This window comes from Bacillus sp. FSL R7-0685, assembly GCF_038002425.1.
In the GTDB taxonomy this organism is placed as follows: domain Bacteria; phylum Bacillota; class Bacilli; order Bacillales; family Bacillaceae; genus Bacillus; species Bacillus subtilis.
Genome location: NZ_JBBOCN010000001.1, coordinates 2,784,791 through 2,808,100, shown reverse-complemented (window position 1 = coordinate 2,808,100; position 23,310 = coordinate 2,784,791). Strand labels below are relative to the sequence as shown.

The 23,310-nt window shown below is 45.2% G+C and carries 24 protein-coding genes, 1 pseudogene and 1 other annotated feature; of the genes and pseudogenes, 22 read left to right on the top strand and 3 right to left on the bottom strand.

Annotated features, from left to right (window positions below):
• Nucleotides 1-32: 32 nt before the first annotated feature.
• The gene (locus MKY50_RS14720) at nucleotides 33-815 is read right to left on the bottom strand and encodes an HAD family hydrolase (RefSeq protein WP_015251491.1); all 783 of its coding nucleotides are present in this window, start codon (nucleotides 813-815) and stop codon (nucleotides 33-35) included.
• Between the two features lie 166 nt (nucleotides 816-981).
• Between MKY50_RS14720 and lytS the strand changes: the two genes are divergently transcribed.
• The 4 genes from lytS to lrgB all read left to right on the top strand — a co-directional run bounded on the left by lytS (nucleotide 982) and on the right by lrgB (nucleotide 4,757).
• Nucleotides 982-2,763 (top strand): two-component system sensor histidine kinase LytS, encoded by a 1,782-nt coding sequence (lytS, locus tag MKY50_RS14715; protein ID WP_341116874.1) that lies wholly within the window; start codon nucleotides 982-984, stop codon nucleotides 2,761-2,763.
• Nucleotides 2,741-3,466 carry a two-component system response regulator LytT gene (gene lytT / locus MKY50_RS14710; protein WP_326132397.1) on the top strand — a complete coding sequence of 242 codons (726 nt, stop codon included), beginning with the start codon at nucleotides 2,741-2,743 and terminating at the stop codon, nucleotides 3,464-3,466. Before lytS ends, lytT begins: the two co-directional genes overlap by 23 nt.
• A 133-nt stretch (nucleotides 3,467-3,599) precedes the next feature.
• Nucleotides 3,600-4,040 (top strand): antiholin-like murein hydrolase modulator LrgA, encoded by a 441-nt coding sequence (gene lrgA / locus MKY50_RS14705; RefSeq protein ID WP_014477620.1) that lies wholly within the window; start codon nucleotides 3,600-3,602, stop codon nucleotides 4,038-4,040.
• Between the two features lie 21 nt (nucleotides 4,041-4,061).
• Nucleotides 4,062-4,757, top strand: a complete 696-nt coding sequence (gene lrgB, locus MKY50_RS14700; protein WP_003229482.1) for an antiholin-like protein LrgB — start codon at nucleotides 4,062-4,064, stop codon at nucleotides 4,755-4,757.
• Between the two features lie 31 nt (nucleotides 4,758-4,788).
• Here lrgB and MKY50_RS14695 read toward each other — a convergent pair whose 3' ends face one another.
• Nucleotides 4,789-5,451 carry a hypothetical protein gene (locus tag MKY50_RS14695; RefSeq protein ID WP_048654953.1) on the bottom strand — a complete coding sequence of 221 codons (663 nt, stop codon included), beginning with the start codon at nucleotides 5,449-5,451 and terminating at the stop codon, nucleotides 4,789-4,791.
• 256 nt (nucleotides 5,452-5,707) lie between these two features.
• Nucleotides 5,708-5,838: a sequence feature (ribosomal protein L20 leader region), on the top strand.
• A gap of 58 nt (nucleotides 5,839-5,896) precedes the next feature.
• Here MKY50_RS14695 and infC point away from each other — a divergent pair.
• The 4 genes from infC to MKY50_RS14675 are packed head-to-tail and all read left to right on the top strand — an operon-like array spanning nucleotide 5,897 to nucleotide 7,348.
• A complete protein-coding gene (gene infC / locus MKY50_RS14690) occupies nucleotides 5,897-6,418 on the top strand; it encodes a translation initiation factor IF-3 (RefSeq protein ID WP_010886591.1) in 522 nt (173 codons plus the stop codon).
• A 12-nt stretch (nucleotides 6,419-6,430) separates the two neighbouring features.
• A complete protein-coding gene (gene rpmI, locus MKY50_RS14685) occupies nucleotides 6,431-6,631 on the top strand; it encodes a 50S ribosomal protein L35 (RefSeq protein ID WP_003222418.1) in 201 nt (66 codons plus the stop codon).
• Between the two features lie 31 nt (nucleotides 6,632-6,662).
• The gene (rplT, locus tag MKY50_RS14680; RefSeq protein WP_003222420.1) at nucleotides 6,663-7,022 is read left to right on the top strand and encodes a 50S ribosomal protein L20; all 360 of its coding nucleotides are present in this window, start codon (nucleotides 6,663-6,665) and stop codon (nucleotides 7,020-7,022) included.
• Nucleotides 7,023-7,078: 56 nt separating this feature from the next.
• Nucleotides 7,079-7,348: a DUF1294 domain-containing protein gene (locus MKY50_RS14675; RefSeq protein WP_003229490.1), complete on the top strand. Its 270-nt coding sequence runs from the start codon at nucleotides 7,079-7,081 to the stop codon at nucleotides 7,346-7,348.
• Nucleotides 7,349-7,363: 15 nt separating this feature from the next.
• Here MKY50_RS14675 and ysdB read toward each other — a convergent pair whose 3' ends face one another.
• Nucleotides 7,364-7,756, bottom strand: coding sequence for a sigma W pathway protein YsdB (gene ysdB / locus MKY50_RS14670; RefSeq protein WP_003229493.1), 393 nt, complete (start codon nucleotides 7,754-7,756; stop codon nucleotides 7,364-7,366).
• A 183-nt stretch (nucleotides 7,757-7,939) separates the two neighbouring features.
• On the opposite strand from ysdB, the gene MKY50_RS14665 reads away from it, so the two are divergent.
• From MKY50_RS14665 to MKY50_RS14600, 14 genes and pseudogenes are all read left to right on the top strand, one after another.
• A complete protein-coding gene (locus tag MKY50_RS14665) occupies nucleotides 7,940-9,025 on the top strand; it encodes a M42 family metallopeptidase (protein WP_003229495.1) in 1,086 nt (361 codons plus the stop codon).
• A gap of 197 nt (nucleotides 9,026-9,222) precedes the next feature.
• Entirely contained in the window at nucleotides 9,223-10,194 is a 972-nt protein-coding gene (abnA, locus tag MKY50_RS14660) for an arabinan endo-1,5-alpha-L-arabinosidase AbnA (protein WP_015251497.1), read from the top strand.
• A 177-nt stretch (nucleotides 10,195-10,371) separates the two neighbouring features.
• The gene (gene araA / locus MKY50_RS14655; protein WP_113712820.1) at nucleotides 10,372-11,862 is read left to right on the top strand and encodes an L-arabinose isomerase; all 1,491 of its coding nucleotides are present in this window, start codon (nucleotides 10,372-10,374) and stop codon (nucleotides 11,860-11,862) included.
• A gap of 13 nt (nucleotides 11,863-11,875) precedes the next feature.
• Nucleotides 11,876-13,558, top strand: coding sequence for a ribulokinase (gene araB / locus MKY50_RS14650; RefSeq protein WP_160216248.1), 1,683 nt, complete (start codon nucleotides 11,876-11,878; stop codon nucleotides 13,556-13,558).
• A 16-nt stretch (nucleotides 13,559-13,574) separates the two neighbouring features.
• Nucleotides 13,575-14,264 (top strand): L-ribulose-5-phosphate 4-epimerase, encoded by a 690-nt coding sequence (gene araD / locus MKY50_RS14645; protein WP_003229501.1) that lies wholly within the window; start codon nucleotides 13,575-13,577, stop codon nucleotides 14,262-14,264.
• On the top strand, nucleotides 14,242-15,060 hold the full coding sequence (gene araL / locus MKY50_RS14640; RefSeq protein ID WP_015251501.1) for a sugar-phosphatase AraL: 819 nt from the start codon (nucleotides 14,242-14,244) through the stop codon (nucleotides 15,058-15,060). Before araD ends, araL begins: the two co-directional genes overlap by 23 nt.
• Nucleotides 15,057-16,241, top strand: a complete 1,185-nt coding sequence (gene egsA / locus MKY50_RS14635; protein ID WP_160221731.1) for a sn-glycerol-1-phosphate dehydrogenase — start codon at nucleotides 15,057-15,059, stop codon at nucleotides 16,239-16,241. The genes araL and egsA overlap by 4 nt, the downstream gene beginning before the upstream one ends.
• 30 nt (nucleotides 16,242-16,271) lie before the next feature.
• Nucleotides 16,272-17,573, top strand: coding sequence for an ABC transporter substrate-binding protein (locus MKY50_RS14630; protein WP_015714490.1), 1,302 nt, complete (start codon nucleotides 16,272-16,274; stop codon nucleotides 17,571-17,573).
• 35 nt (nucleotides 17,574-17,608) lie between these two features.
• Nucleotides 17,609-18,550: a carbohydrate ABC transporter permease gene (locus MKY50_RS14625; protein ID WP_003229507.1), complete on the top strand. Its 942-nt coding sequence runs from the start codon at nucleotides 17,609-17,611 to the stop codon at nucleotides 18,548-18,550.
• Nucleotides 18,551-19,396 (top strand): arabinose ABC transporter permease AraQ, encoded by an 846-nt coding sequence (gene araQ, locus MKY50_RS14620; RefSeq protein ID WP_041520483.1) that lies wholly within the window; start codon nucleotides 18,551-18,553, stop codon nucleotides 19,394-19,396. It abuts the gene before it with no gap.
• 18 nt (nucleotides 19,397-19,414) lie between these two features.
• Entirely contained in the window at nucleotides 19,415-20,917 is a 1,503-nt protein-coding gene (gene abfA, locus MKY50_RS14615) for an alpha-L-arabinofuranosidase AbfA (protein ID WP_153256344.1), read from the top strand.
• Nucleotides 20,918-21,067: 150 nt separating this feature from the next.
• Nucleotides 21,068-22,864, top strand: coding sequence for a carbon starvation protein CstA (gene cstA, locus MKY50_RS14610; RefSeq protein WP_088326698.1), 1,797 nt, complete (start codon nucleotides 21,068-21,070; stop codon nucleotides 22,862-22,864).
• Nucleotides 22,807-22,993 (top strand): annotated as a pseudogene (locus tag MKY50_RS14605) (hypothetical protein). Before cstA ends, MKY50_RS14605 begins: the two are co-directional and overlap by 58 nt.
• Entirely contained in the window at nucleotides 22,911-23,279 is a 369-nt protein-coding gene (locus MKY50_RS14600) for a VOC family protein (protein WP_341116873.1), read from the top strand. Before MKY50_RS14605 ends, MKY50_RS14600 begins: the two are co-directional and overlap by 83 nt.
• Nucleotides 23,280-23,310: the final 31 nt, after the last annotated feature.

The window sequence follows — 23,310 nt, the reverse complement described above, 5'->3', positions numbered from 1 at the left end:
AAGCATGATCTCATTGAAGAGATCATGCTTTTTTATTTCTCTAATATAGGAAACAAATCATGAAGGCTGCTGATGATGTAATCAGGCGTTACGTCAGTTTCGTTTTTCTTATCCGTCCGGTTGATCCAAACGGTTTTGATTCCGGCTCTTGAAGCGCCTAAAATATCAGTATTCAAATTATCGCCGACCATGATGGCATCGTCTTTTTCAATATTCATCAGCTTAAGGCAGTGTTCAAAAATTGAAACATCCGGCTTGCCCTTGCCGAATGCGCCCGAGATGACGATTTCATTGAAGTAAGGAGCGAGCTCAGGCACGCCGGCAAGCTTCTCCTTTTGCAGACTCGGATCGCCATTTGTCAAAAGCAATAATTCATACTTGCCTTTTAATTGATCGAGTACAGCAAAAGTTTCATCATATACAAACGGGCGCTTTCTGCGCTCTGCCGCAAAAAACTCTCCCAAGTATTCGCCATATGCAGGATCATCGATCCCAAGCGCTTTCAGTCCGTTTGTCCATGCATTTCTTCTGTACTCCGGCACAATCTTGTTCAGCTTTTGAAAGCCTTCACTGATTGGCTCTGAGAAATTGGACCACAGTCCTTCAAACGGGTTAATGCCGATCATCACTGTATATGGATACGTCTCATATGACATGTACAATTCTCTCGCCGCTTCGCGAACAGCTGCTTCGAATTCCTCAGGGGCAAGGCCATATTTTTTCTCCGCCTGTAAGCAAGTTTCTGCAAATGTTGTTCTGACGCTTTTCTCGTCCCAAAGTAGTGTATCATCTAAATCAAAAAATACGGCTTTCATGATCTTCTCCTCTGCTTCAGATTCAAATCTTTCTGCCAAAAGGCTCATGTTTTATTTTACAATAGATAAAAGCCTTGTGAAATATGTTTTCAGACGATTTTAAAAAAACAGTCAGCCGTAAAACGAAAACATGCTAGAATGAAAACGGAAAGAACAGGTGACATGAATGATTCATTTAATGATTATGATGCTGGAGAGAGTGGGGATTATTGTTATATTAGGGTTCATTCTCGCCCATACGAAACTTTTCAGACAAGCTCTTCAGAATCAGGACGGCTATAAAGGAAAAGCGATTTTAATTTCTATTTTTTCTCTTTTCAGCATCATCAGCAATTATACAGGCATCGAAATTCAAAGAAATATGATTGTAAACAATGACTGGGTGTTTACGATAGATCCATCGGGCTCTATCGCGAATACCCGTATTTTGGGCGTGGAAATCGGGGGCCTTCTCGGAGGTCCTTTTGTAGGGGCTGGGATCGGCATACTTGCGGGCCTGCATCGTTTTTCACTCGGTGGCAGCACGGCCTTAAGCTGTGCCGTCTCATCTATTTTAGCGGGTGTTCTTGCAGGCTTGATCGGCAGGTATTTTACGAAGCGATATCGAATGCCGACACCGCGCATCGCCGCTCTTGTGGGAATCGGCATGGAGTCACTGCAAATGATCATTATTTTGCTGATGGCAAAGCCGTTCAGTGACGCTTGGGAGCTTGTCAGCATGATCGGAATTCCGATGATACTCATCAATGGAACAGGCAGTTTTATTTTTCTGTCTATTATTCAAGCGATCATTCGCAAGGAAGAACAGGCAAGGGCTCTCGAAACGCATCGAGTGCTGACGATTGCTGATCAGACACTTCCATTTTTTCGCCAAGGATTAAATGAGAACTCCTGTAAAAGTGTAGCGGCTATTATCCATAAGCTGACAGGAACAGATGCGGTGTCTCTCACTGACAAAGAAAAGATCCTTGCGCATGTCGGTGCGGGAATGGATCACCACATCCCATCGAAAAGCTTGATCACCGGCCTGTCCAAAAAGGTGATTAAAACAGGGCATATTATGAAGGCGATTTCGCAGGAAGAGATTGAATGCACGCATGCTGAATGCCCTTTGCACGCTGCAATTGTCCTGCCGCTGACATCTAACGGCAATACAATCGGCACCTTAAAAATGTACTTTAAAAGCCCGGCAGGCCTGAGTCAGGTAGAGGAGGAACTTGCCGAGGGGCTGGCCATGCTGTTTTCGACACAGCTTGAGCTTGGGGAAGCAGAGCTGCAAAGCAAACTTCTCAAGGATGCTGAAATTAAAGCGCTTCAAGCACAGGTGAATCCGCATTTTTTATTTAATGCGATCAACACGATTTCTGCGCTATGCCGTACAGATGTTGAAAAAACCCGTAAGCTCCTATTGCAGCTCAGTGTTTATTTTCGTTCAAACCTTCAAGGAGCGAGACAGCTGCTGATTCCGCTCTCAAAGGAGCTGAACCATCTTAACGCCTATTTGTCATTAGAACAGGCGCGTTTTCCCGGGAAATATAAAATTGAGCTTAATATCGACAGCAGACTGGAGCAGATTGAAATCCCTCCGTTTGTTTTGCAGGTGCTTGTCGAGAACGCGCTTCGGCACGCGTTTCCGAAAAAACAAGACATATGCAAGGTTACAGTCTGTGTCTTATCTGATAACGCATCCGTCTATATGAAGGTGGCGGATAACGGACGCGGAATTCCGCCGGACGTCTTGCCGGAACTGGGGGAGAAACCGTTTCCGTCTAAGGAGGGAACCGGTACAGCGCTTTATAACCTAAATCAGCGGCTGATCGGTTTATTCGGACAGCAGGCTGCACTGCATATCAGCAGTGAGGTTCATAAAGGGACAGAGGTTTCCTTTCAAGTGCCAATGCAACAGATGAAAGAGGGAGAAGAACATGCTCAGGGTGTTAATAGTTGATGATGAGATGCTGGCAAGGGATGAACTGGCTTACTTGCTTAAGCGGACCAATGAGGAAATGGTAATCAATGAAGCGGAAAATATCGAATCCGCTTTTGACCAAATGATGGACCAAAAACCTGATTTGCTGTTTTTAGACGTTGATTTATCCGGAGAAAACGGTTTTGATATCGCAAAGCGATTGAAGAAAATGAAGCATCCTCCTGCTGTTGTGTTTGCGACAGCGTATGACCAGTATGCGCTCAAAGCGTTTGAGGTGGACGCTCTTGATTATTTAACCAAGCCTTTCGATGAAGAAAGAATTCAGCAAACGCTGAAAAAATATAAAAAAGTCAATCGGGATATTGTAGAAACAGAGCAAAACAGCCATGCCGGCCAGCACAAGCTCGCGCTATCTGTGGGGGAATCGATTGTGATTGTGGATACGAAGGACATTATCTATACCGGAACAGAAGATGGTCATGTCAATGTAAAAACCTTCGATCATTCTTATACGGTCAGCGATACACTCGTTGTGATTGAGAAAAAGCTGCCGGATTCTGATTTTATCCGCGTCCATCGGAGCTTTGTCGTGAATACCGAATATATTAAAGAAATTCAGCCGTGGTTTAATTCAACGTATAATCTGATCATGAAAGACGGATCGAAAATACCGGTCAGCCGGACATATGCGAAGGAATTGAAAAAGCTGCTCCATATTTGATGGGCGGCTTTTTGCATTTCAGCCATTTGATTCTGCAACTCAGACCCGCTATACGGCATGTTATCTTGTAAGCGCTTTATAACAGAGAATTCTTATTTATAATGAGGGTACCAAAGAGAAAGAGGTGAAGAAAATGAGTGCTAAAAAAGTGTACGGGTTTTTAACACAAGCATTTATTTTTGCCGTCATTATGCTGGTTTCAAATATGATTGCCGCTATTGTCCCAATACCTATCCCGGCATCGGTTGTAGGGTTGGTCTTATTATTTCTCCTATTATGTTTGAAAGTCATTAAACTGGAACAAGTGGAGACGCTCGGAACGTCTTTAACCTCTCTGATCGGATTTTTATTTGTTCCATCAGGTATATCTGTTATGAATTCGCTTGGTGTGATGCAGCAATACGGCCTGCAAATTGTTCTTGTCATTCTGCTCGCAACGATTATTTTGCTGGGGGCTACGGGATTGTTTTCTCAGCTGATTCTGTCGCTGAGCGGAAAACGCAAAACCGCAGCGGACATGAAAACAAAAACAGTGCAAAGCCCGCAGAACAATAACGAACTCGTTCACCATTAAGGGAAACAGGAGGTTCTTCACATGGAAAGCACAATGAGTCCTTATTTTGGGATTGTCGTATCACTTGCTGCATTCGGCATCGGCACCTTTTTATTTAAGAAAACGAAAGGCTTCTTCCTTTTCACTCCTTTGTTTGTTGCCATGGTGCTGGGGATCGCATTTTTAAAAATCGGCGGTTTTTCCTACGCGGATTATAATAACGGGGGAGAGATCATTAAGTTTTTCCTTGAACCGGCAACGATCGCATTTGCAATTCCTTTGTACAAACAAAGAGATAAGCTTAAAAAGTACTGGTGGCAAATCATGGCCTCCATTATTGCCGGCTCTATCTGCTCTGTCACGATTGTTTATCTGCTCGCTAAAGGCATTCATCTCGATTCGGCCGTAATGAAAAGCATGCTTCCGCAGGCGGCTACAACGGCAATTGCGCTTCCTTTATCAAAAGGCATCGGGGGCATCAGCGACATCACAGCCTTTGCGGTCATCTTTAACGCTGTCATCGTATATGCGCTCGGAGCATTGTTCTTGAAGGTGTTTAAAGTGAAAAATCCGATTTCTAAAGGATTGGCTCTTGGAACATCCGGACATGCACTTGGTGTAGCGGTCGGGATTGAGATGGGAGAAGTTGAAGCTGCGATGGCAAGTATTGCTGTTGTCGTAGTAGGAGTGGTAACGGTTCTGGTCATCCCTGTGTTCGTGCAGCTGATCGGAGGATAAGCCAAGGCTGAATGCCTTGGCTTTTTTTATTTTATGGTGCGTCTTCGGGATCAATATACCCTTGTTTAATGCCCCATTCTACTTGATCGTCATGCCACTTTTTTCGTTCTTCATAACCATAACCATCGTCATCAGGAAGCTCTGAAGCTGGCTGTTGAATGGTTTTATCTGTCTGACTCGAGGAAGATGGTGGATTTTTACTATTAGATGAGGGTGCCTCGGTCTGCTGCCGTTGTGCCTGTGATTGCCGCTTTTTCTCAGCGTTCGCTTTCTGCTCTTTTTGGATTGCTGCCTGCCGCTGTCTTTCAAGTTCAGCTTGTCTTTTTGCTTCCGCTAATCGCTGATTCTCCGCCGCCTGCTGCTCTGCTAATCGCTGTCTCTCTGCTTTTTCCTCCTGCTGTTTCTTTCGTTTCGCCTCCCGCTCTTTTTCAAGCTTTTTCTCTGCGGCGATTTGTCTTTGCTTTTCAGCTTCTTCTTTTGCCTTCCGCTTTCCTAACTCAGTAGCAAGTGGACTCTCGAACTTCATGTCCAATGAAACGGGTTTTAGTTTTTTTAGCTCTTTCTCCAGCCCCTTTTGAGGAAATGCTGCAGTTGTCTTAACAGTTTCGACTTTTGATTCGGAAGATGTGCTGATATTCGAGCAACCGGTTAATATCAATGTGAAAAATAAAGCAAGCTGTATCAGTTTGTTCATGTGTCAGGCTCCCTTCTGCTTCTTATATCGGTCAAAGATTAACTTTGTTTTACATTTCTTCCTGTCGGTGGTTTTGTTGTAAATTGCGAAATAAGGGGGGAATTGTTGGTTCTTTGCATCTTGGTGAGGCTGAAAGATTTTCTTTTTCTCTCTTGCGCTCATAGAAAACCCATGTTACAATGTAAAAGTTGTTCCGGATAAGTCGTCCTTGACTAAAGATCCGGTATTGTGTAGAATAGTTATTGAATTGAATATAAATCACAAGCAGAAGCACCCGCTTCTCACCTGATTGACACATGCATGTAGTTGGCAGGTTGACCGTACATTTTTATTGATACAGATGTTCGTAGTGTGGGTGTTTTATAATGCCCACACTTTTTGTTTGCCTGCAAAATGCATTCAAAATGAGTTGTGAATCAATTCGAAGAAACTATGGAGGTGGCTCATTATTAGCAAAGATCAATTGGTTAATGAGGGTATCCGTGCACGTGAGGTCCGTTTAATCGGACAAAATGGCGACCAGCTTGGAATCAAGTCCCGTCAGGAAGCACTTGAAATCGCCGGCCGCGCAAATCTTGACCTTGTGTTAGTTGCAGCGAATGCAAAACCGCCTGTCTGCCGAATCATGGACTACGGTAAGTTCCGATTTGAGCAGCAGAAAAAGGAAAAAGAAGCACGCAAGAATCAAAAAATCATTAACTTAAAAGAAGTTCGGTTAAGTCCGACAATCGATGAGCATGACTTTAACACGAAATTGCGCAATGCGATTAAATTCCTTGAAAAAGGCGATAAAGTGAAAGCTTCTATCCGCTTTAAAGGACGCGCAATCACTCATAAAGAAATCGGTCAGCGTGTATTAGACCGTTTCTCCGAAGCATGTGCTGAGGTTGCGACAGTCGAAACAAAACCAAAAATGGACGGCCGCAGCATGTTCTTAATGCTCGCACCGAAAAACGAAAAGCAATAAGGAGGAAATCCCATGCCAAAAATGAAAACTCACCGCGGATCTGCTAAACGTTTTAAAAAGACAGGTTCTGGGAAGTTAAAACGTTCTCACGCGTACACAAGTCACTTATTCGCCAACAAATCTCAAAAGCAAAAGCGTAAGCTTCGCAAGAGTGCTGTTGTAAGCGCAGGAGACTTCAAACGTATCAAACAAATGCTTGCTAACATCAAGTAATCGGATAAGGAACAATTAGGAGGGAAATTCAATGCCAAGAGTAAAAGGCGGAACTGTTACACGTAAGCGTCGTAAAAAGGTTCTTAAATTAGCAAAAGGTTATTTCGGTTCAAAACATACATTATACAAAGTAGCTAACCAGCAGGTCATGAAATCTGGAAACTATGCTTTCCGTGACCGTCGTCAGAAAAAACGTGATTTCCGTAAACTTTGGATCACTCGTATCAACGCAGCTGCTCGCATGAACGGCCTTTCTTACAGCCGTTTAATGCACGGTCTTAAGCTTTCTGGTATCGAAGTAAACCGTAAAATGCTTGCTGATCTTGCTGTAAACGATCTTACTGCATTCAATCAGCTTGCTGATGCTGCTAAAGCTCAATTAAACAAGTAATCATATAGAGCCGCTCTCCAGCAGAGCGGCTTTTTCTATATAAAGGATGAGGCAACATGATTATTGCTGCTTATTTGGTGTTGATTAATCTGTGCGGTTTTTGGGTGATGGGCATTGACAAACGCAAAGCGCAGCAGCACAAGTGGAGAATTTCTGAAGACCGGCTGTGGCTGATAGCCATCGTGTTTGGAGCGCTCGGTGTCTGGCTTGGCATGCAAACCTTCAGACATAAAACGAAACACGCTTCTTTTAAGTACGGAGTACCGCTTCTTCTGGTAATAGAAGCGATTCTCATCGCTATTTACTACAGCCCGTTTGATTTATAAAAAGCAGAAAAGCGTTTAACGCTCTTCTGCTTTTTTTGCGAGTTTAATGGGCTGGTCCCAGTCAATCTTACAATTTGGATATCGTTCCAGCACTTTTTCTTCAATGTTCTCAAAATCTTTTGCAGAGAAATGTTTCAGCTTCTCAGGAGATTCTGTCCAGACAAAGATCGTGTGAATAAACAGCGGATGATCCTTGGAAGGAATATGCTTTTCTCCCTCAAAAAGCACGCCTTTATACGTCAGCTGAAAATTCTTCCGGGTATTGTTTTGTTCATCAATAATATAAAAATGTTCTTTTGATTGGGCCAGCTTAAGCCTTCTCTTAGGATTCGCGACATATTTGACCACGGCATAAATACAATAAGCAAAAAGTGCAAGCAAAATAATCCTTAGAACCATGACAAACATTGTGTGAAGGCACCTCCCTTATGGTGATGATCTGATGTAATACGAAAAGCATAGAAAAAGGTTTCACTTTTTCTAAAAGAAAGCTGTAAAAACATATACCCGATTTTCAAGTGAAATAGTCGTATGGTTAGCGCCATGTTTTGTATAATAAGAATGCAGGACTGATGAAGGAGGGTTTGGAACATGGCAAAATTAGATGAAACATTGACCATGCTGAAAGATTTAACAGATGCAAAAGGCATACCGGGCAATGAAAGAGAAGTAAGGCAAGTGATGAAATCATACATAGAACCATTTGCTGATGAGGTGACAACAGATCGCCTGGGCAGTTTAATTGCCAAAAAAACTGGTGCAGAAAACGGCCCGAAAATTATGATCGCCGGACATTTGGATGAAGTCGGCTTTATGGTGACACAAATCACAGATAAAGGCTTTATCCGTTTTCAAACCGTTGGCGGCTGGTGGGCTCAGGTTATGCTTGCCCAGCGCGTCACCATTGTCACAAAAAAAGGAGAAATCACAGGGGTTATCGGATCTAAGCCGCCTCATATTTTGTCTCCTGAAGCAAGAAAAAAATCAGTGGAAATAAAAGACATGTTTATTGATATTGGAGCTTCAAGCCGGGAAGAAGCCTTGGAGTGGGGTGTACTTCCGGGAGATATGATCGTTCCGCATTTTGAATTTACGGTCATGAACAATGAAAAATTCCTACTCGCAAAGGCCTGGGACAACCGCATCGGCTGTGCGATTGCTATTGATGTGTTAAGAAACTTACAAAACACAGATCATCCAAATATAGTGTATGGCGTCGGAACCGTGCAGGAGGAAGTCGGGCTGAGGGGAGCGAAAACGGCTGCACACACCATTCAGCCTGATATTGCGTTTGGTGTTGATGTAGGGATAGCAGGAGACACGCCTGGCATTTCCGAGAAGGAAGCGCAGAGCAAAATGGGCAAAGGCCCGCAGATTATCGTTTACGATGCATCCATGGTCTCTCACAAAGGTTTGCGCGATGCAGTTGTAGCCACTGCGGAGGAAGCCGGCATTCCGTACCAATTTGATGCCATTGCCGGCGGCGGAACTGATTCGGGTGCCATCCATTTGACGGCAAATGGCGTTCCTGCGCTGTCCATTACCATTGCAACCCGCTACATTCATACGCACGCGGCCATGCTGCATCGTGATGATTATGAAAACGCGGTAAAGTTAATTACAGAAGTCATTAAGAAGTTAGACCGAAAAACGGTTGACGAAATTACGTACCAATAAAGATACGGAAGAATCCGCCTATTGAGGTGGATTCTATTTTTTTGTCTGTACAAATTACAGCATAGTGACTACAATAAAGGGGATACCGAAAATTTCCTGAACATGACGATATACGATACGCAGCTCGATTTGACAGGAAGGGAGGATAAACAATCTAATTTGTAAGCGCTTTCTAATATAAAGGAGGTTAAACAAAATTGAAAAAGAAAAAAACATGGAAACGCTTCTTACACTTTTCGAGTGCAGCTCTGGCTGCAGGTTTGATATTCACTTCTGCTGCTCCCGCAGAGGCAGCGTTTTGGGGTGCATCCAATGAGCTGCTTCATGACCCGACTATGATTAAAGAGGGGAGCTCATGGTATGCGCTTGGAACAGGGCTTACTGAAGAACGGGGACTGCGGGTTTTGAAGTCTTCAGACGCTAAAAATTGGACCGTACAAAAATCCATTTTCACTACACCGCTATCGTGGTGGTCCAATTATGTGCCGAATTATGGCCAAAACCAGTGGGCGCCGGACATCCAATACTATAACGGCAAGTACTGGCTATATTATTCCGTTTCTTCTTTTGGAAGCAATACATCTGCCATTGGCCTGGCATCTTCAACAAGCATCAGTTCGGGGAGCTGGAAGGACGAGGGCTTGGTGATTCGTTCGACAAGCTCAAATAATTATAACGCCATTGACCCGGAGCTGACATTCGACAAGGATGGCAATCCGTGGCTTGCATTCGGCTCGTTTTGGAGCGGCATTAAGCTGACTAAGCTCGATAAGAGTACGATGAAGCCTACAGGCTCGCTCTATTCGATTGCAGCTAGACCGAATAATGGAGGTGCCTTAGAAGCTCCTACTCTTACGTATCAAAATGGATATTACTATTTAATGGTTTCATTTGATAAATGCTGTGACGGGGTAAACAGTACGTACAAAATTGCTTACGGAAGATCCAAAAACATTACAGGCCCTTATCTTGATAAAAGCGGAAAAAGCATGCTTGAAGGCGGAGGCACTATTTTGGATTCGGGCAATGACCAATGGAAAGGACCTGGAGGCCAGGATATTGTGAACGGAAACATTCTTGTTCGCCATGCCTATGATGCCAATGACAACGGCATTCCAAAGCTTCTCATCAATGATTTGAATTGGAGCTCGGGCTGGCCGTCCTATTGAATCAAAAAGCCGGGCTCTGCCTCCGGCTTTTTTTAAAAGAAAAGATTGACAGTATAATAGTCAATTACTATAATAAAATTGTTCGTACAAATATTTATTTATAGGTTTATTTTCTATCATTAGTACGTATCTTTTGTATTTGAAAGCGTTTTATTTTATGAGAAAGGGGCAGTTTACATGCTTCAGACAAAGGATTATGAATTCTGGTTTGTGACAGGAAGCCAGCACCTATACGGGGAAGAGACGCTGGAACTCGTAGATCAGCATGCTAAAAGCATTTGTGAGGGGCTCAGCGGGGTTTCTTCCAGATATAAAATCACTCATAAGCCCGTCGTCACTTCACCGGAAACCATTAGAGAGCTGTTAAGAGAAGCGGAGTACAGTAAGACATGTGCTGGCATCATTACATGGATGCACACATTTTCCCCTGCAAAAATGTGGATAGAAGGCCTTTCCTCTTATCAAAAACCGCTTATGCATTTGCATACCCAATATAATCGCGATATCCCGTGGGGTACGATTGACATGGATTTTATGAACAGCAACCAATCCGCGCATGGCGATCGAGAGTACGGTTACATCAACTCGAGAATGGGGCTTAGCCGAAAAGTCATTGCCGGCTATTGGGATGATGAAGAAGTGAAAAAAGAAATGTCCCAGTGGATGGATACGGCGGCTGCATTAAATGAAAGCAGACATATTAAGGTTGCCAGATTTGGAGATAACATGCGTCATGTCGCGGTAACGGACGGAGACAAGGTGGGGGCGCATATTCAATTTGGCTGGCAGGTTGACGGATATGGCATCGGGGATCTCGTTGAAGTGATGGATCGCATTACGGACGACGAGGTTGACACGCTTTATGCCGAGTATGACAGACTATATGTGATCAGTGAGGAAACAAAACGTGACGAAGCAAAGGTAGCGTCCATTAAAGAACAGGCGAAAATTGAACTTGGCTTAACCGCTTTTCTTGAGCAAGGCGGATACACAGCGTTTACGACATCGTTTGAAGTGCTGCACGGAATGAAACAGCTGCCGGGACTTGCCGTTCAGCGCCTGATGGAGAAAGGCTATGGGTTTGCCGGTGAAGGAGATTGGAAGACAGCGGCCCTTGTACGGATGATGAAAATCATGGCTAAAGGAAAAAGAACTTCCTTCATGGAAGATTACACGTACCATTTTGAACCGGGAAATGAAATGATTCTGGGCTCTCACATGCTTGAAGTGTGTCCGACTGTCGCTTTGGATCAGCCGAAAATCGAGGTTCATCCGCTTTCGATTGGCGGCAAAGAGGACCCTGCGCGTTTTGTATTTAACGGCATCAGCGGTTCTGCCATTCAAGCTAGCATTGTTGATATTGGCGGGCGTTTCCGCCTTGTGCTGAATGAAGTCACCGGCCAGGAAATTGAAAAAGACATGCCGAATTTACCGGTTGCCCGTGTTCTCTGGAAGCCGGAGCCGTCATTGAAAACAGCAGCGGAGGCATGGATTTTAGCCGGCGGTGCACACCATACCTGCCTGTCTTATGAACTGACAGCGGAGCAAATGCTTGATTGGGCGGAAATGGCGGGGATCGAAAGTGTTCTCATTTCCCGTGATACGACAATTCATAAACTGAAACACGAGTTAAAATGGAACGAGGCGCTTTACCGGCTTCAAAAGTAGAGGGGGATGTCACATGGCTTACACAATAGGGGTTGATTTTGGAACTTTATCAGGAAGAGCGGTGCTCGTTCATGTCCAAACAGGGGAGGAACTTGCAGCTGCTGTAAAAGAATACAGGCATGCTGTCATTGATACCGTCCTTCCAAAAACGGGTCAAAAGCTGCCGCGTGACTGGGCGCTGCAGCACCCTGCTGATTACCTCGAAGTCTTGGAAACAACCATTCCGTCTTTACTCGAACAGACGGGCGTTGACCCGAAAGACATTATCGGGATTGGAATTGATTTCACGGCATGTACGATCCTTCCTATTGACAGCAGCGGGCAGCCGTTATGCATGCTGCCTGAATATGAAGAGGAGCCGCACAGCTATGTGAAGCTCTGGAAGCATCATGCGGCCCAAAAACATGCTGATCGGCTCAATCAAATCGCGGAAGAAGAAGGAGAGGCTTTTTTACAGCGGTACGGAGGAAAAATTTCATCAGAATGGATGATTCCAAAGGTCATGCAAATTGCCGAGGAAGCGCCTCACATTTATGAAGCGGCTGACCGGATCATCGAGGCTGCAGACTGGATCGTGTACCAGCTGTGCGGCTCGCTCAAGCGAAGCAATTGTACCGCAGGGTATAAAGCGATGTGGAGTGAAAAAGCGGGGTATCCGTCAGATAATTTCTTTGAGAAATTAAATCCTTCAATGAAAACGATTACAAAGGACAAATTGTCAGGTTCTATTCATTCAGTAGGAGAAAAAGCCGGCAGTCTGACTGAAAAAATGGCAAAGCTGACAGGGCTTCTCCCGGGAACGGCTGTTGCGGTTGCCAATGTGGACGCTCATGTTTCGGTACCGGCGGTCGGCATTACAGAGCCAGGGAAAATGCTGATGATTATGGGAACCTCGACGTGCCATGTTCTACTTGGTGAAGAGGTGCATATCGTTCCAGGAATGTGCGGCGTTGTGGACAACGGAATTCTCCCGGGCTATGCGGGATATGAAGCCGGGCAGTCCTGTGTCGGCGATCATTTTGACTGGTTTGTGAAAACATGTGTCCCGCCAGCTTATCAAGAGGAAGCAAAGGAAAAAAACATTGGCGTTCATGAGCTGCTGAGTGAGAAAGCAAACCATCAAGCGCCTGGTGAAAGCGGCTTGCTTGCTTTAGATTGGTGGAATGGAAACCGTTCAACTCTTGTTGATGCAGATTTAACAGGGATGCTGCTTGGCATGACACTGCTGACGAAGCCTGAAGAGATTTATAGAGCGTTAGTTGAAGCGACAGCTTACGGAACCCGGATGATTATCGAAACATTCAAAGAAAGCGGTGTTCCGATTGAGGAACTGTTCGCAGCCGGCGGAATAGCTGAGAAAAACCCGTTTGTCATGCAGATTTATGCGGATGTGACAAACATGGACATTAAAATCTCTGGTTCACCGCAAGCCCCAGCCTTAGGATCTGCCATTTTCGGCGCGCTTGCAGCAGGCAAAGAAAAAGGCGGCTACGATGATATCAAAAAGGCAGCGGCGAACATGGGAAAACTGAAAGATATAACTTATACGCCAAATGCCGAAAACGCCGCGGTTTATGAAAAATTGTACGCTGAATATAAAGAGCTGGTTCATTATTTCGGAAAAGAAAACCATGTCATGAAGCGTCTGAAAACGATCAAAAATCTTCAATTTTCATCTGCCGCCAAAAAGAATTGATAAAGGGTGATGGAGCATGCTTGAAACATTAAAAAAAGAAGTGCTGGCTGCCAACCTGAAGCTTCAAGAGCATCAGCTGGTAACCTTTACGTGGGGAAATGTCAGCGGCATTGACCGTGAAAAAGAAAGAATTGTCATCAAACCTAGCGGAGTCGAATACAGCGACCTGACAGCCGATGACTTGGTTGTTTTGAACCTTGATGGAGAGGTCGTCGAAGGCTCGCTTAAACCTTCTTCAGATACACCTACCCATGTTTATCTATATAAAGCCTTTCCGAATATCGGGGGAATTGTCCATACCCATTCTCAATGGGCGACAAGCTGGGCGCAATCGGGCAGAGACATCCCTCCGTTAGGCACGACCCATGCTGATTATTTTGACAGTGCGATTCCATGTACTCGAGAAATGTACGATGAAGAAATCATTCATGACTACGAACTGAATACAGGAAAAGTCATAGCGGAAACCTTTCAGCATCATAATTACGAACAGGTGCCGGGTGTGCTCGTGAATAATCACGGACCGTTCTGCTGGGGCACTGACGCCTTAAATGCCATTCATAACGCAGTTGTATTAGAAACGGTTGCCGAAATGGCCTATCACTCCATTATGCTGAACAAGGATGTAACCCCAATCAATACAGTCCTGCATGAAAAGCATTTTTATCGAAAACACGGAGCAAATGCGTATTATGGCCAGTCATGATACGCCTGTGTCACCGGCTGGCATTCTGATTGACTTGGACGGTACTGTATTCAGAGGAAATGAGTTGATCGAAGGAGCAAGAGAAGCGATCAAAACGCTTAGGAGAATGGGAAAGAAAATCGTCTTTTTAAGCAACCGGGGGAATATCTCCCGTGCCATGTGCAGAAAAAAACTTCTTGGCGCAGGGATTGAAACGGACGTAAACGACATTGTTCTGTCATCAAGCGTGACAGCGGCTTTTCTGAAAAAACATTATCGTTTTTCAAAGGTATGGGTGCTTGGGGAGCAAGGCTTGGTTGACGAGCTGAGGCTGGCCGGTGTGCAGAACGCGAGCGAACCGAAGGAAGCGGATTGGCTCGTGATCTCCCTTCATGAAACGCTCACGTACGACGATTTAAATCAAGCCTTTCAAGCGGCTGCCGGCGGCGCTCGTATTATCGCTACAAACAAAGACCGCTCTTTTCCGAACGAAGACGGAAATGCCATTGATGTGGCTGGAATGATTGGGGCGATAGAGGCTTCCGCACAAGCGAAGACTGAACTTGTTGTCGGAAAACCGTCATGGCTGATGGCGGAGGCTGCCTGTACAGCAATGGGGCTGTCCGCACATGAATGCATGATTATAGGAGACAGCATTGAATCTGACATTGCGATGGGGAAGCTTTATGGCATGAAAAGCGCCTTAGTGCTAACTGGTTCTGCGAAACAGGGTGAACAGCGTTTGTACACGCCGGATTATGTGCTGGATTCTATTAAGGATGTAACCAAATTGGCTGAGGAGGGGATTCTGATATGAATCGTATCGCAGCTGACGTTCAGCGTGCTTTTGAAAACGCCGGAGAAAAGACGTTACCTATAAAAGTTGAAGAAATTGTTCTCGGTAAACAAGCAGCTGATTCGCTTTTGGATTATGTAAAACGAAAAAACAATAAACATATTGTCCTTGTCTGCGACGCGAATACACACCGCATTGCAGGAATTGATCTGGAAAATCAGTTGAATCAAGCAGGATTTCAGGCCGAGTGCCTGATCATTCCAGAAAATGAAGCTGGAGATGTGACAGCTGATGAACGATCGCTCATTCATGTGCTGATCCATACGAAACAAACAACGGATGTCATGATCGCAGTCGGTTCGGGCACGATTCATGATATCGTCCGCTTTGCAGCGTTTCAAAGAGATTTGCCGTTTATTTCTTATCCGACTGCTCCATCTGTAGACGGTTTTACATCAGCAGGGGCGCCGATTATTTTATACGGTACGAAAACAACCATTCAAACGAAGGCCCCATCTGCGCTGTTCGCTGATCTGGATCTATTAAAAGCGGCACCGCAGTCAATGGTGGCGGCTGGATTTGGTGACATGCTCGGTAAAATAACGTCTTTAGCAGATTGGGAAATATCCCGGAATCTTGCCGGTGAGCCTTATTCGCCTGCAGGAGCTAAGATTGTTCAGGAGGCGCTTGCTGCCTGCATTGAACACACAGAAGACATTGCGATGAAAACGGAAACAGGCATACGGGTTTTGATGGAGTCTTTACTTGTATCGGGGCTTGTCATGCTGGCATTAGATCATTCCCGCCCGGCATCAGGCGGAGAGCATCATATTTCACATTGGATTGAGATGGAATTAATGGAGAAAAAACGGCCACAGATTCTTCATGGGGCAAAGGTGGGCTGTGCAGCTGTTTTATTAACTGACACATACAGAAAGCTCGCTCAGGATGACGGGCTGAACGAATTTTCACCGAGTCGGCGGCAAGCCATCCAATCGGCTTATCAAACTCTCCCGGAAGGAGAAGTGCTGGCTGATTGGCTGAGATCAGCCGGAGGCCCTGCGTATTTTGACGAAATCGGTGTCGGGCAGGATTCCGTCAAGAATGCCTTCAGACATGCGCACACCTTAAGAGACCGCTGCACCGGATTAAGAATCATTAATGAAAACAAAACGCTGATCAACCATGGTCTATATGAATAGCCCGCACCTCGAATGGAAGGGGTAACGCAGATGAAAAAAATGACTGTCTGTTTTCTTGTGCTCATGATGCTGCTGACATTAGTCATTGCCGGGTGTTCAGCAGAAAGATCATCCGGGAAGTCGGGTGAAACCGAGCTGACCTTTTGGACATTTAACGGGCTTCATGAGCAGTTCTATGTGGAAATGGTGAAGGAATGGAACAAAAAATATCCTGACCGCAAAATTAAGCTGAATACGGTCGTTTATCCATATGGACAAATGCACGATAACTTATCTATCTCCCTAATAGCGGGAGAAGGCGTTCCTGATATTGCAGATGTCGAATTGGCCCGTTTTTCAAACTTTTTGAAGGGCTCTGACATACCGCTTGCCGACTTGACTCCGCTGATTGAAAAGGATCGCGATAAATTCGTTGAGGCGCGGCTGACATTGTACAGCAAAAACGGAAAGCTTTACGGACTCGATACACATGTAGGGACAACGGTCATGTTTTATAACATGGATGTGATGAAAAAAGCCGGCGTCAATCCTGACGATATTAAAACATGGGATGATTACCATAAAGCCGGACAGAAAGTGCGCAAAGTGACCGGGAAGCCGATGGGAACGGTGGAAACAAATGATTCCGCAACGTTCTTATCTATGATTTCACAGCAAAACTCAGGCTATTTTGATAAAAACGGCAAGCTGATCCTCAATAATGACACCAACGTAAAAACACTTCAATATTTAAAAGACATGATCAATGATAAAACGATGATTCCTGCGCCGGGCGGCGGGCATCACAGTGAAGAATACTACGGCTTTATGAACCAAGGAGGAGCTGCTTCAGTTCTCATGCCGATTTGGTATATGGGAAGATTTATCGATTATATGCCTGATCTGAAAGGGAAGATTGCCATCAGACCGCTCCCGGCATGGAAAGAGGGGGGCGACCGCTCGGCAGGTTTGGGCGGTACGGCAACTGTTGTACCGAAGCAATCCAAGCATGTTGAGTTAGCAAAAGAGTTTTTGGCCTTTGCGAAGGGCTCTGAAGAAGGAAATAAAAAACTCTGGAGCGTACTCGGCTTTGACCCGCTTCGCTGGGATGTTTGGAGCTCCAAGGAATTGAAAGAGAAAAACAAATACACGGATTACTTCCAAAACGGAACAGGCATTTTTTCTGTGCTGCTCGATATCAAGGATGAAATCAATCCAATTTATTTACATGAGGATTTTGCCAAGGCTTCAGACCTTGTCAACAGAAGCGTATTGTTCGACGCGCTTAAATCTCAGCAAAAAACGCCTAAACAAGCCTTGGACAGAGCGGCAGGTGAACTGAAACAGAAATAGAATCCCATTCAAAAAGTGAAAGCGGGGAGGTTCTCATGAAACCTGTGAAAACGGGAACGGTTCATCCCGTTCCTTCAGCTGCGAAACAATCAGGCTGGCGAGATCTGTTTTATTCAAAAAAAGCGGCGCCCTATCTGTTTACAGCGCCATTCGTTTTATCCTTTCTCGTATTTTTTCTATACCCCATCATTAGTGTCTTCATCATGAGCTTCCAAAGAATTTTGCCGGGAGAGGTGTCCTTTGTCGGATTGTCTAATTATACAGCGCTAAACAACCCGACGTTCTATACCGCCCTTTGGAATACGCTGGAATACACCTTTTGGACGCTGATCGTGCTGATTCCTGTTCCATTGCTTCTGGCCATATTCCTGAATTCAAAGCTGGTCAAATTTAGAAATATATTTAAATCAGCATTATTTATCCCGGCATTGACCTCCACCATTGTCGCGGGGATCATTTTTCGGCTGATCTTCGGAGAAATGGAAACGTCTCTGGCCAATTCCATCCTACTCAAACTCGGCTTTTCACCTCAGAACTGGATGAACAATGAACATACCGGCATGTTTTTGATGGTGCTGCTTGCTTCATGGAGATGGATGGGAATCAACATCCTTTACTTTTTAGCTGGTTTGCAAAATGTGCCGAAAGAGCTGTACGAAGCCGCTGATATAGACGGCGCGAATACAATGAAAAAATTTCTGCACATCACGCTGCCGTTTCTCAAGCCTGTAACCGTATATGTGCTGACCATCAGCATCATCGGCGGCTTCAGGATGTTTGAGGAAAGCTACGTCCTTTGGCAGAATAATTCCCCGGGTAATATTGGTCTGACGCTTGTCGGATATTTGTATCAGCAGGGGCTTGCCTACAACGAAATGGGGTATGGAGCGGCCATCGGCATCGTGCTTTTGATTGTGATCCTTGTTGTCAGCCTGATTTCATTAAAGCTGTCAGGCTCGTTTAAGGGGGAGGGATAAATGTTGCGGCACAGTCCTCAGTACAGCGTTTATAGAATTGCGCTAACCCTATTTTTTATTATGCTGAGCCTATTGTATCTTTTTCCGATTTTCTGTTTGCTTTTAGGATCCTTAAAGCCCTCATCTGAGCTTTTGCGTGTGGGGCTCAATCTCGACATTGATCCTAAAGTAATGAGTCTTGATAATTATACATTTCTGTTTAATGGCGGCAGCATTTATTTCAAATGGTTTTTTAACAGTCTTGTACTCGGACTTTTTACGACCGTGCTCACTCTGTTTTTTTCTTCGATGATCGGGTACGGGCTTGCGGTTTATGATTTTAAGGGCAGAAATATCATCTTTGTTCTTGTGCTGATTATTATGATGGTTCCGCTGGAAGTGATGATGCTTCCTCTGTTTAAGCTTACGGTCGGACTGCACTTGATCGATTCATATACAGGTGTCATATTGCCGTTTATCGTTTCACCTGTTGCCGTTTTCTTTTTCAGGCAATATGCTCTTGGCCTTCCAAGAGATCTGCTGGACTCTGCAAGGATGGACGGCTGTACGGAATTCGGCATCTTTTTCAGGATTATGGCACCGCTGATGAAACCGGCTTTCGGCGCGATGATTATCCTTCAGTCCTTAAACAGCTGGAACAACTTCTTATGGCCGCTGATTGTGCTTCGGTCGAAAGAAATGTTTACGCTTCCAATAGGGCTGTCCAGCTTGCTGAGCCCTTATGGCAACAACTATGACATGCTTATATCCGGCTCAGTATTTGCGATTTTGCCGGTGATTATCATTTTCTTGTTTTTCCAAAAGTACTTTATCTCCGGCCTGACGGTAGGGGGAGTCAAAGGTTAATGAAGGAGGAAACGTGTGATGAAAAAAGCGCGAATGATTGTAGACAAAGAATATAAAATCGGTGAAGTAGATAAACGGATTTATGGCTCGTTTATCGAACATATGGGTCGTGCGGTATATGAAGGCATATACGAGCCTGATCACCCTGAAGCGGATGAAGATGGATTTAGAAAAGATGTCCAGTCGCTGATCAAAGAATTACAGGTTCCCATCATCCGCTATCCGGGCGGAAACTTTTTATCCGGATACAACTGGGAGGACGGTGTCGGACCAGTCGAAAACCGCCCGAGACGGCTTGACTTGGCATGGCAAACGACAGAAACCAATGAAGTGGGAACAAATGAATTTTTATCTTGGGCAAAAAAGGTGAACACTGAGGTCAATATGGCCGTCAACCTTGGCACAAGAGGCATAGATGCCGCCCGTAATCTCGTTGAATATTGCAACCATCCGAAAGGCTCTTACTGGAGTGATTTAAGAAGATCGCATGGCTATGAACAGCCGTATGGCATCAAAACATGGTGCTTAGGAAACGAAATGGATGGACCATGGCAGATCGGCCACAAAACAGCTGATGAATACGGACGGCTTGCCGCAGAGACAGCAAAGGTCATGAAGTGGGTTGACCCATCAATTGAACTCGTTGCCTGCGGCAGCTCAAACAGCGGTATGCCGACCTTTATCGATTGGGAAGCGAAGGTGCTTGAGCATACGTATGAGCATGTCGACTATATCTCTCTTCACACTTACTACGGAAACCGGGATAACAATCTGCCAAACTACTTGGCACGTTCTATGGATTTGGATCATTTTATCAAATCAGTCGCTGCGACCTGTGACTATGTAAAAGCAAAAACACGCAGCAAGAAAACAATCAATCTTTCTCTGGATGAATGGAACGTCTGGTACCACTCAAATGAGGCTGATAAAAAAGTCGAGCCGTGGATCACTGCGCGTCCGATTTTAGAGGATATTTACAATTTTGAAGATGCCTTATTAGTCGGCTCTCTGCTCATTACGATGCTGCAGCACGCAGACCGTGTGAAAATTGCGTGTCTTGCACAGCTTGTCAATGTCATCGCGCCGATCATGACGGAAAAAGGCGGAGAAGCATGGAGACAGCCGATTTTCTATCCATACATGCATGCTTCTGTTTACGGAAGGGGCGAGTCACTGAAACCGCTTATTTCTTCTCCGAAGTACGACTGTTCTGATTTCACTGATGTGCCATATGTTGATGTTGCTGTTGTGTACTCTGAAGAGGAAGAAACCCTCACTATTTTTGCGGTAAACAAGGCTGAGGATCAGATGGAGACGGAGATTTCGCTCAGAGGCTTTGAATCTTACCAAATCGCAGAGCACATCGTACTTGAGCATCAGGATATCAAAGCGACAAACCAGCATAACAGAAAAAATGTCGTTCCGCATTCCAACGGATCATCGTCTGTCAGCGAAAATGGCTTAACTGCTCATTTCACGCCGCTTTCCTGGAATGTGATCCGCCTGAAAAAACAGTCATAAGAGAAGCAAAGCCGGAGATTTCTCTCCGGCTTGTCTTTCAACTGCCACGAGCCGGCCCGTTCAAGCCGGCTTTTTGTATAGGAAAAAATGACCGCTTTTCACCATGAAATTATGATATATTTATGAAAAACAGCAAAGGGGATGGGGAAAATGAATGCGGTTACAATTGTGATAGCGTCAATGTGTATTTTGGCTATTGCCTATCGTTTATACGGAACATTTATGATGGTGAAGGTTCTCAAAGTAAATGATGACAAGCCGACACCTGCTCACGTGCTTGAGGATGGGAAAGACTATGTGCCTACAAATAAATGGGTCTCGTTCGGCCACCATTTTGCCGCGATCGCAGCGGCCGGACCGCTGGTCGGACCAATTCTGGCGGCGCAGTTTGGCTATTTGCCGGGATTATTGTGGCTGTTAATCGGGGCGGTAATTGGGGGAGCCGTCCATGATATTGTGGTGTTGTTTGCATCGATGCGCAAAAACGGAAAATCGCTGTCGGAAGTGGCAAAGGATGAGCTTGGCCCTGTTGCAGGATTTTGTACAGGACTGTCCATGCTGTTTATCATCACGATCACAATGGCGGGCCTGTCGATGGTTGTCTTGCATGCGCTTGAACGTAATCCATGGGGAACATTTGCGGTAGGGATTACGATTCCGATTGCGATGGGTGTGGGCTTATTTTATAAGAAAACGGGAAATTTAAAGCTCGCTTCAACGGTCGGCTTTCTCTTTTTAATGGCAGGAGTCTTTATTGGTCCATGGGTACAGACTACCGCGCTCGGTGACTTTTTAACGCTAGATACGAAAACGCTTGCAATCGCGCTTCCTGTTTACGCGTTTTTTGCGGCTGCGCTTCCCGTTTGGCTGCTTCTTGCTCCGCGTGATTATTTAAGCAGCTTTATGAAAATCGGTGTTTTTATCGCTTTGATTGTTGGTGTGTTTGTCGTCAATCCGTCCATTCCGTTCCCTGCGTTTACAGAATTCGTAAAAGGCGGCGGGCCGGTGCTGGCAGGACCTGTCTGGCCGTTCATCTCAATAACCATCGCCTGCGGGGCGATCTCTGGGTTCCATGCCTTTGTCGGTTCAGGAACGACACCGAAAATGCTGAATAAATGGAGTGATATGAAGCCGGTTGCGTTTGGCGCAATGCTTGTTGAGTGTCTTGTCGGCATCATGGCGCTGATTGCAGCGACCGCTTTACAGCCTGCTGATTACTTTGCGATTAACAGCACGCCTGAGGTTTTCCGTACGCTTGGCATGAATGTCGTACATTTGCCTGAATTGAGCAGGGAAATCGGTTTGGACTTAGAAGGAAGAACAGGGGGAGCCGTCACGCTTGCGGTGGGGATGACTTATATTTTTACCGGAATGCCGTTTTTCAGCCATTTGGCCTCATACTTTTTCCAATTTGTCATTATGTTTGAAGCGGTCTTTATTTTAACAGCGATTGACGCCGGCACACGTGTCGCCCGTTATTTGATTCAGGACTTCTTCGGGGAGGTGTATAAGCCGCTGAAGAAAACAGACTGGATTCCGGGATCTGTATTTGCCAGCGCGCTTGCCTGTTTGATGTGGGGGTACTTGCTGTATTCAGGAGATATCGGTTCCATTTGGGCGCTGTTCGGCGTTTCTAATCAGCTGATGGCTTCAGTGGGGCTGATTATCGGAGCGACGATCGTGCTGAAAATCGCCGATAAACGCCGGTACATTCTGACCTGTCTTATCCCGCTTGCCTATTTATATGTCACTGTCAATTATGCGGGCTATTGGATGGTGCGCAATGTGTATCTCAATCCTGAAGCAGCAGGATATAGTGTATTGAATGGCGTATTATCTATCATCATGCTGGTGTTAGGCTTCATCATTATTGTGGCGGCTGTGAAAAAATGGGCGCAGATGTGGAAAGATCCGAGCTTAAGGATGGAAGCATCTATACCGGGCTAGAAGGACTATTGAAAATGCTGAGGGGGGGTTGGCAATGAATCTATCAATGAAATATCTTATTCTATATGTATCGGACAGCAAGCGGGCTATTCATTTTTACCGGGATATTTTAGGACTGCCGATTCGTGATGAACACGGCACGTATGTCGAATTTGATACAGGGTCTACGATATTGGCGTTTAATACGCGGGAAAGCGCCAGAGACATCACGGCGCTGGACATTCCGGATACATCTGCTTCAAACACATTTGAAATCGGGTTTGTTACTGAAAATGTAGAAGCGGTCATCAAAAGGATGAGAGAACAAGGCGTATCGATTATCGGGGAGCCGAAAGTGAAACCATGGGGGCAGACGGTCGCCTATATCGCTGATCCGGATGGACATTATATCGAAATTTGCAGTCCGATGGAATAACGCACAAAAGCCCAAAACAATGTCTGTTTTG

Bases quoted from the DNA above. Each gene is read 5' to 3' on its own strand.
- MKY50_RS14720 (WP_015251491.1), bottom strand. From the start codon at position 815: ATGAAAGCCGTATTTTTTGATTTAGATGATACACTACTTTGGGACGAG.
- lytS (WP_341116874.1), top strand. From the start codon at position 982: ATGATTCATTTAATGATTATGATGCTGGAGAGAGTGGGGATTATTGTT.
- lytT (WP_326132397.1), top strand. From the start codon at position 2,741: ATGCTCAGGGTGTTAATAGTTGATGATGAGATGCTGGCAAGGGATGAA.
- lrgA (WP_014477620.1), top strand. From the start codon at position 3,600: ATGAGTGCTAAAAAAGTGTACGGGTTTTTAACACAAGCATTTATTTTT.
- lrgB (WP_003229482.1), top strand. From the start codon at position 4,062: ATGGAAAGCACAATGAGTCCTTATTTTGGGATTGTCGTATCACTTGCT.
- MKY50_RS14695 (WP_048654953.1), bottom strand. From the start codon at position 5,451: ATGAACAAACTGATACAGCTTGCTTTATTTTTCACATTGATATTAACC.
- rpmI (WP_003222418.1), top strand. From the start codon at position 6,431: ATGCCAAAAATGAAAACTCACCGCGGATCTGCTAAACGTTTTAAAAAG.
- rplT (WP_003222420.1), top strand. From the start codon at position 6,663: ATGCCAAGAGTAAAAGGCGGAACTGTTACACGTAAGCGTCGTAAAAAG.
- MKY50_RS14675 (WP_003229490.1), top strand. From the start codon at position 7,079: ATGATTATTGCTGCTTATTTGGTGTTGATTAATCTGTGCGGTTTTTGG.
- ysdB (WP_003229493.1), bottom strand. From the start codon at position 7,756: ATGTTTGTCATGGTTCTAAGGATTATTTTGCTTGCACTTTTTGCTTAT.
- MKY50_RS14665 (WP_003229495.1), top strand. From the start codon at position 7,940: ATGGCAAAATTAGATGAAACATTGACCATGCTGAAAGATTTAACAGAT.
- araA (WP_113712820.1), top strand. From the start codon at position 10,372: ATGCTTCAGACAAAGGATTATGAATTCTGGTTTGTGACAGGAAGCCAG.
- araB (WP_160216248.1), top strand. From the start codon at position 11,876: ATGGCTTACACAATAGGGGTTGATTTTGGAACTTTATCAGGAAGAGCG.
- araD (WP_003229501.1), top strand. From the start codon at position 13,575: ATGCTTGAAACATTAAAAAAAGAAGTGCTGGCTGCCAACCTGAAGCTT.
- araL (WP_015251501.1), top strand. From the start codon at position 14,242: ATGCGTATTATGGCCAGTCATGATACGCCTGTGTCACCGGCTGGCATT.
- egsA (WP_160221731.1), top strand. From the start codon at position 15,057: ATGAATCGTATCGCAGCTGACGTTCAGCGTGCTTTTGAAAACGCCGGA.
- MKY50_RS14630 (WP_015714490.1), top strand. From the start codon at position 16,272: ATGAAAAAAATGACTGTCTGTTTTCTTGTGCTCATGATGCTGCTGACA.
- MKY50_RS14625 (WP_003229507.1), top strand. From the start codon at position 17,609: ATGAAACCTGTGAAAACGGGAACGGTTCATCCCGTTCCTTCAGCTGCG.
- araQ (WP_041520483.1), top strand. From the start codon at position 18,551: ATGTTGCGGCACAGTCCTCAGTACAGCGTTTATAGAATTGCGCTAACC.
- abfA (WP_153256344.1), top strand. From the start codon at position 19,415: ATGAAAAAAGCGCGAATGATTGTAGACAAAGAATATAAAATCGGTGAA.
- cstA (WP_088326698.1), top strand. From the start codon at position 21,068: ATGAATGCGGTTACAATTGTGATAGCGTCAATGTGTATTTTGGCTATT.
- MKY50_RS14600 (WP_341116873.1), top strand. From the start codon at position 22,911: ATGAAATATCTTATTCTATATGTATCGGACAGCAAGCGGGCTATTCAT.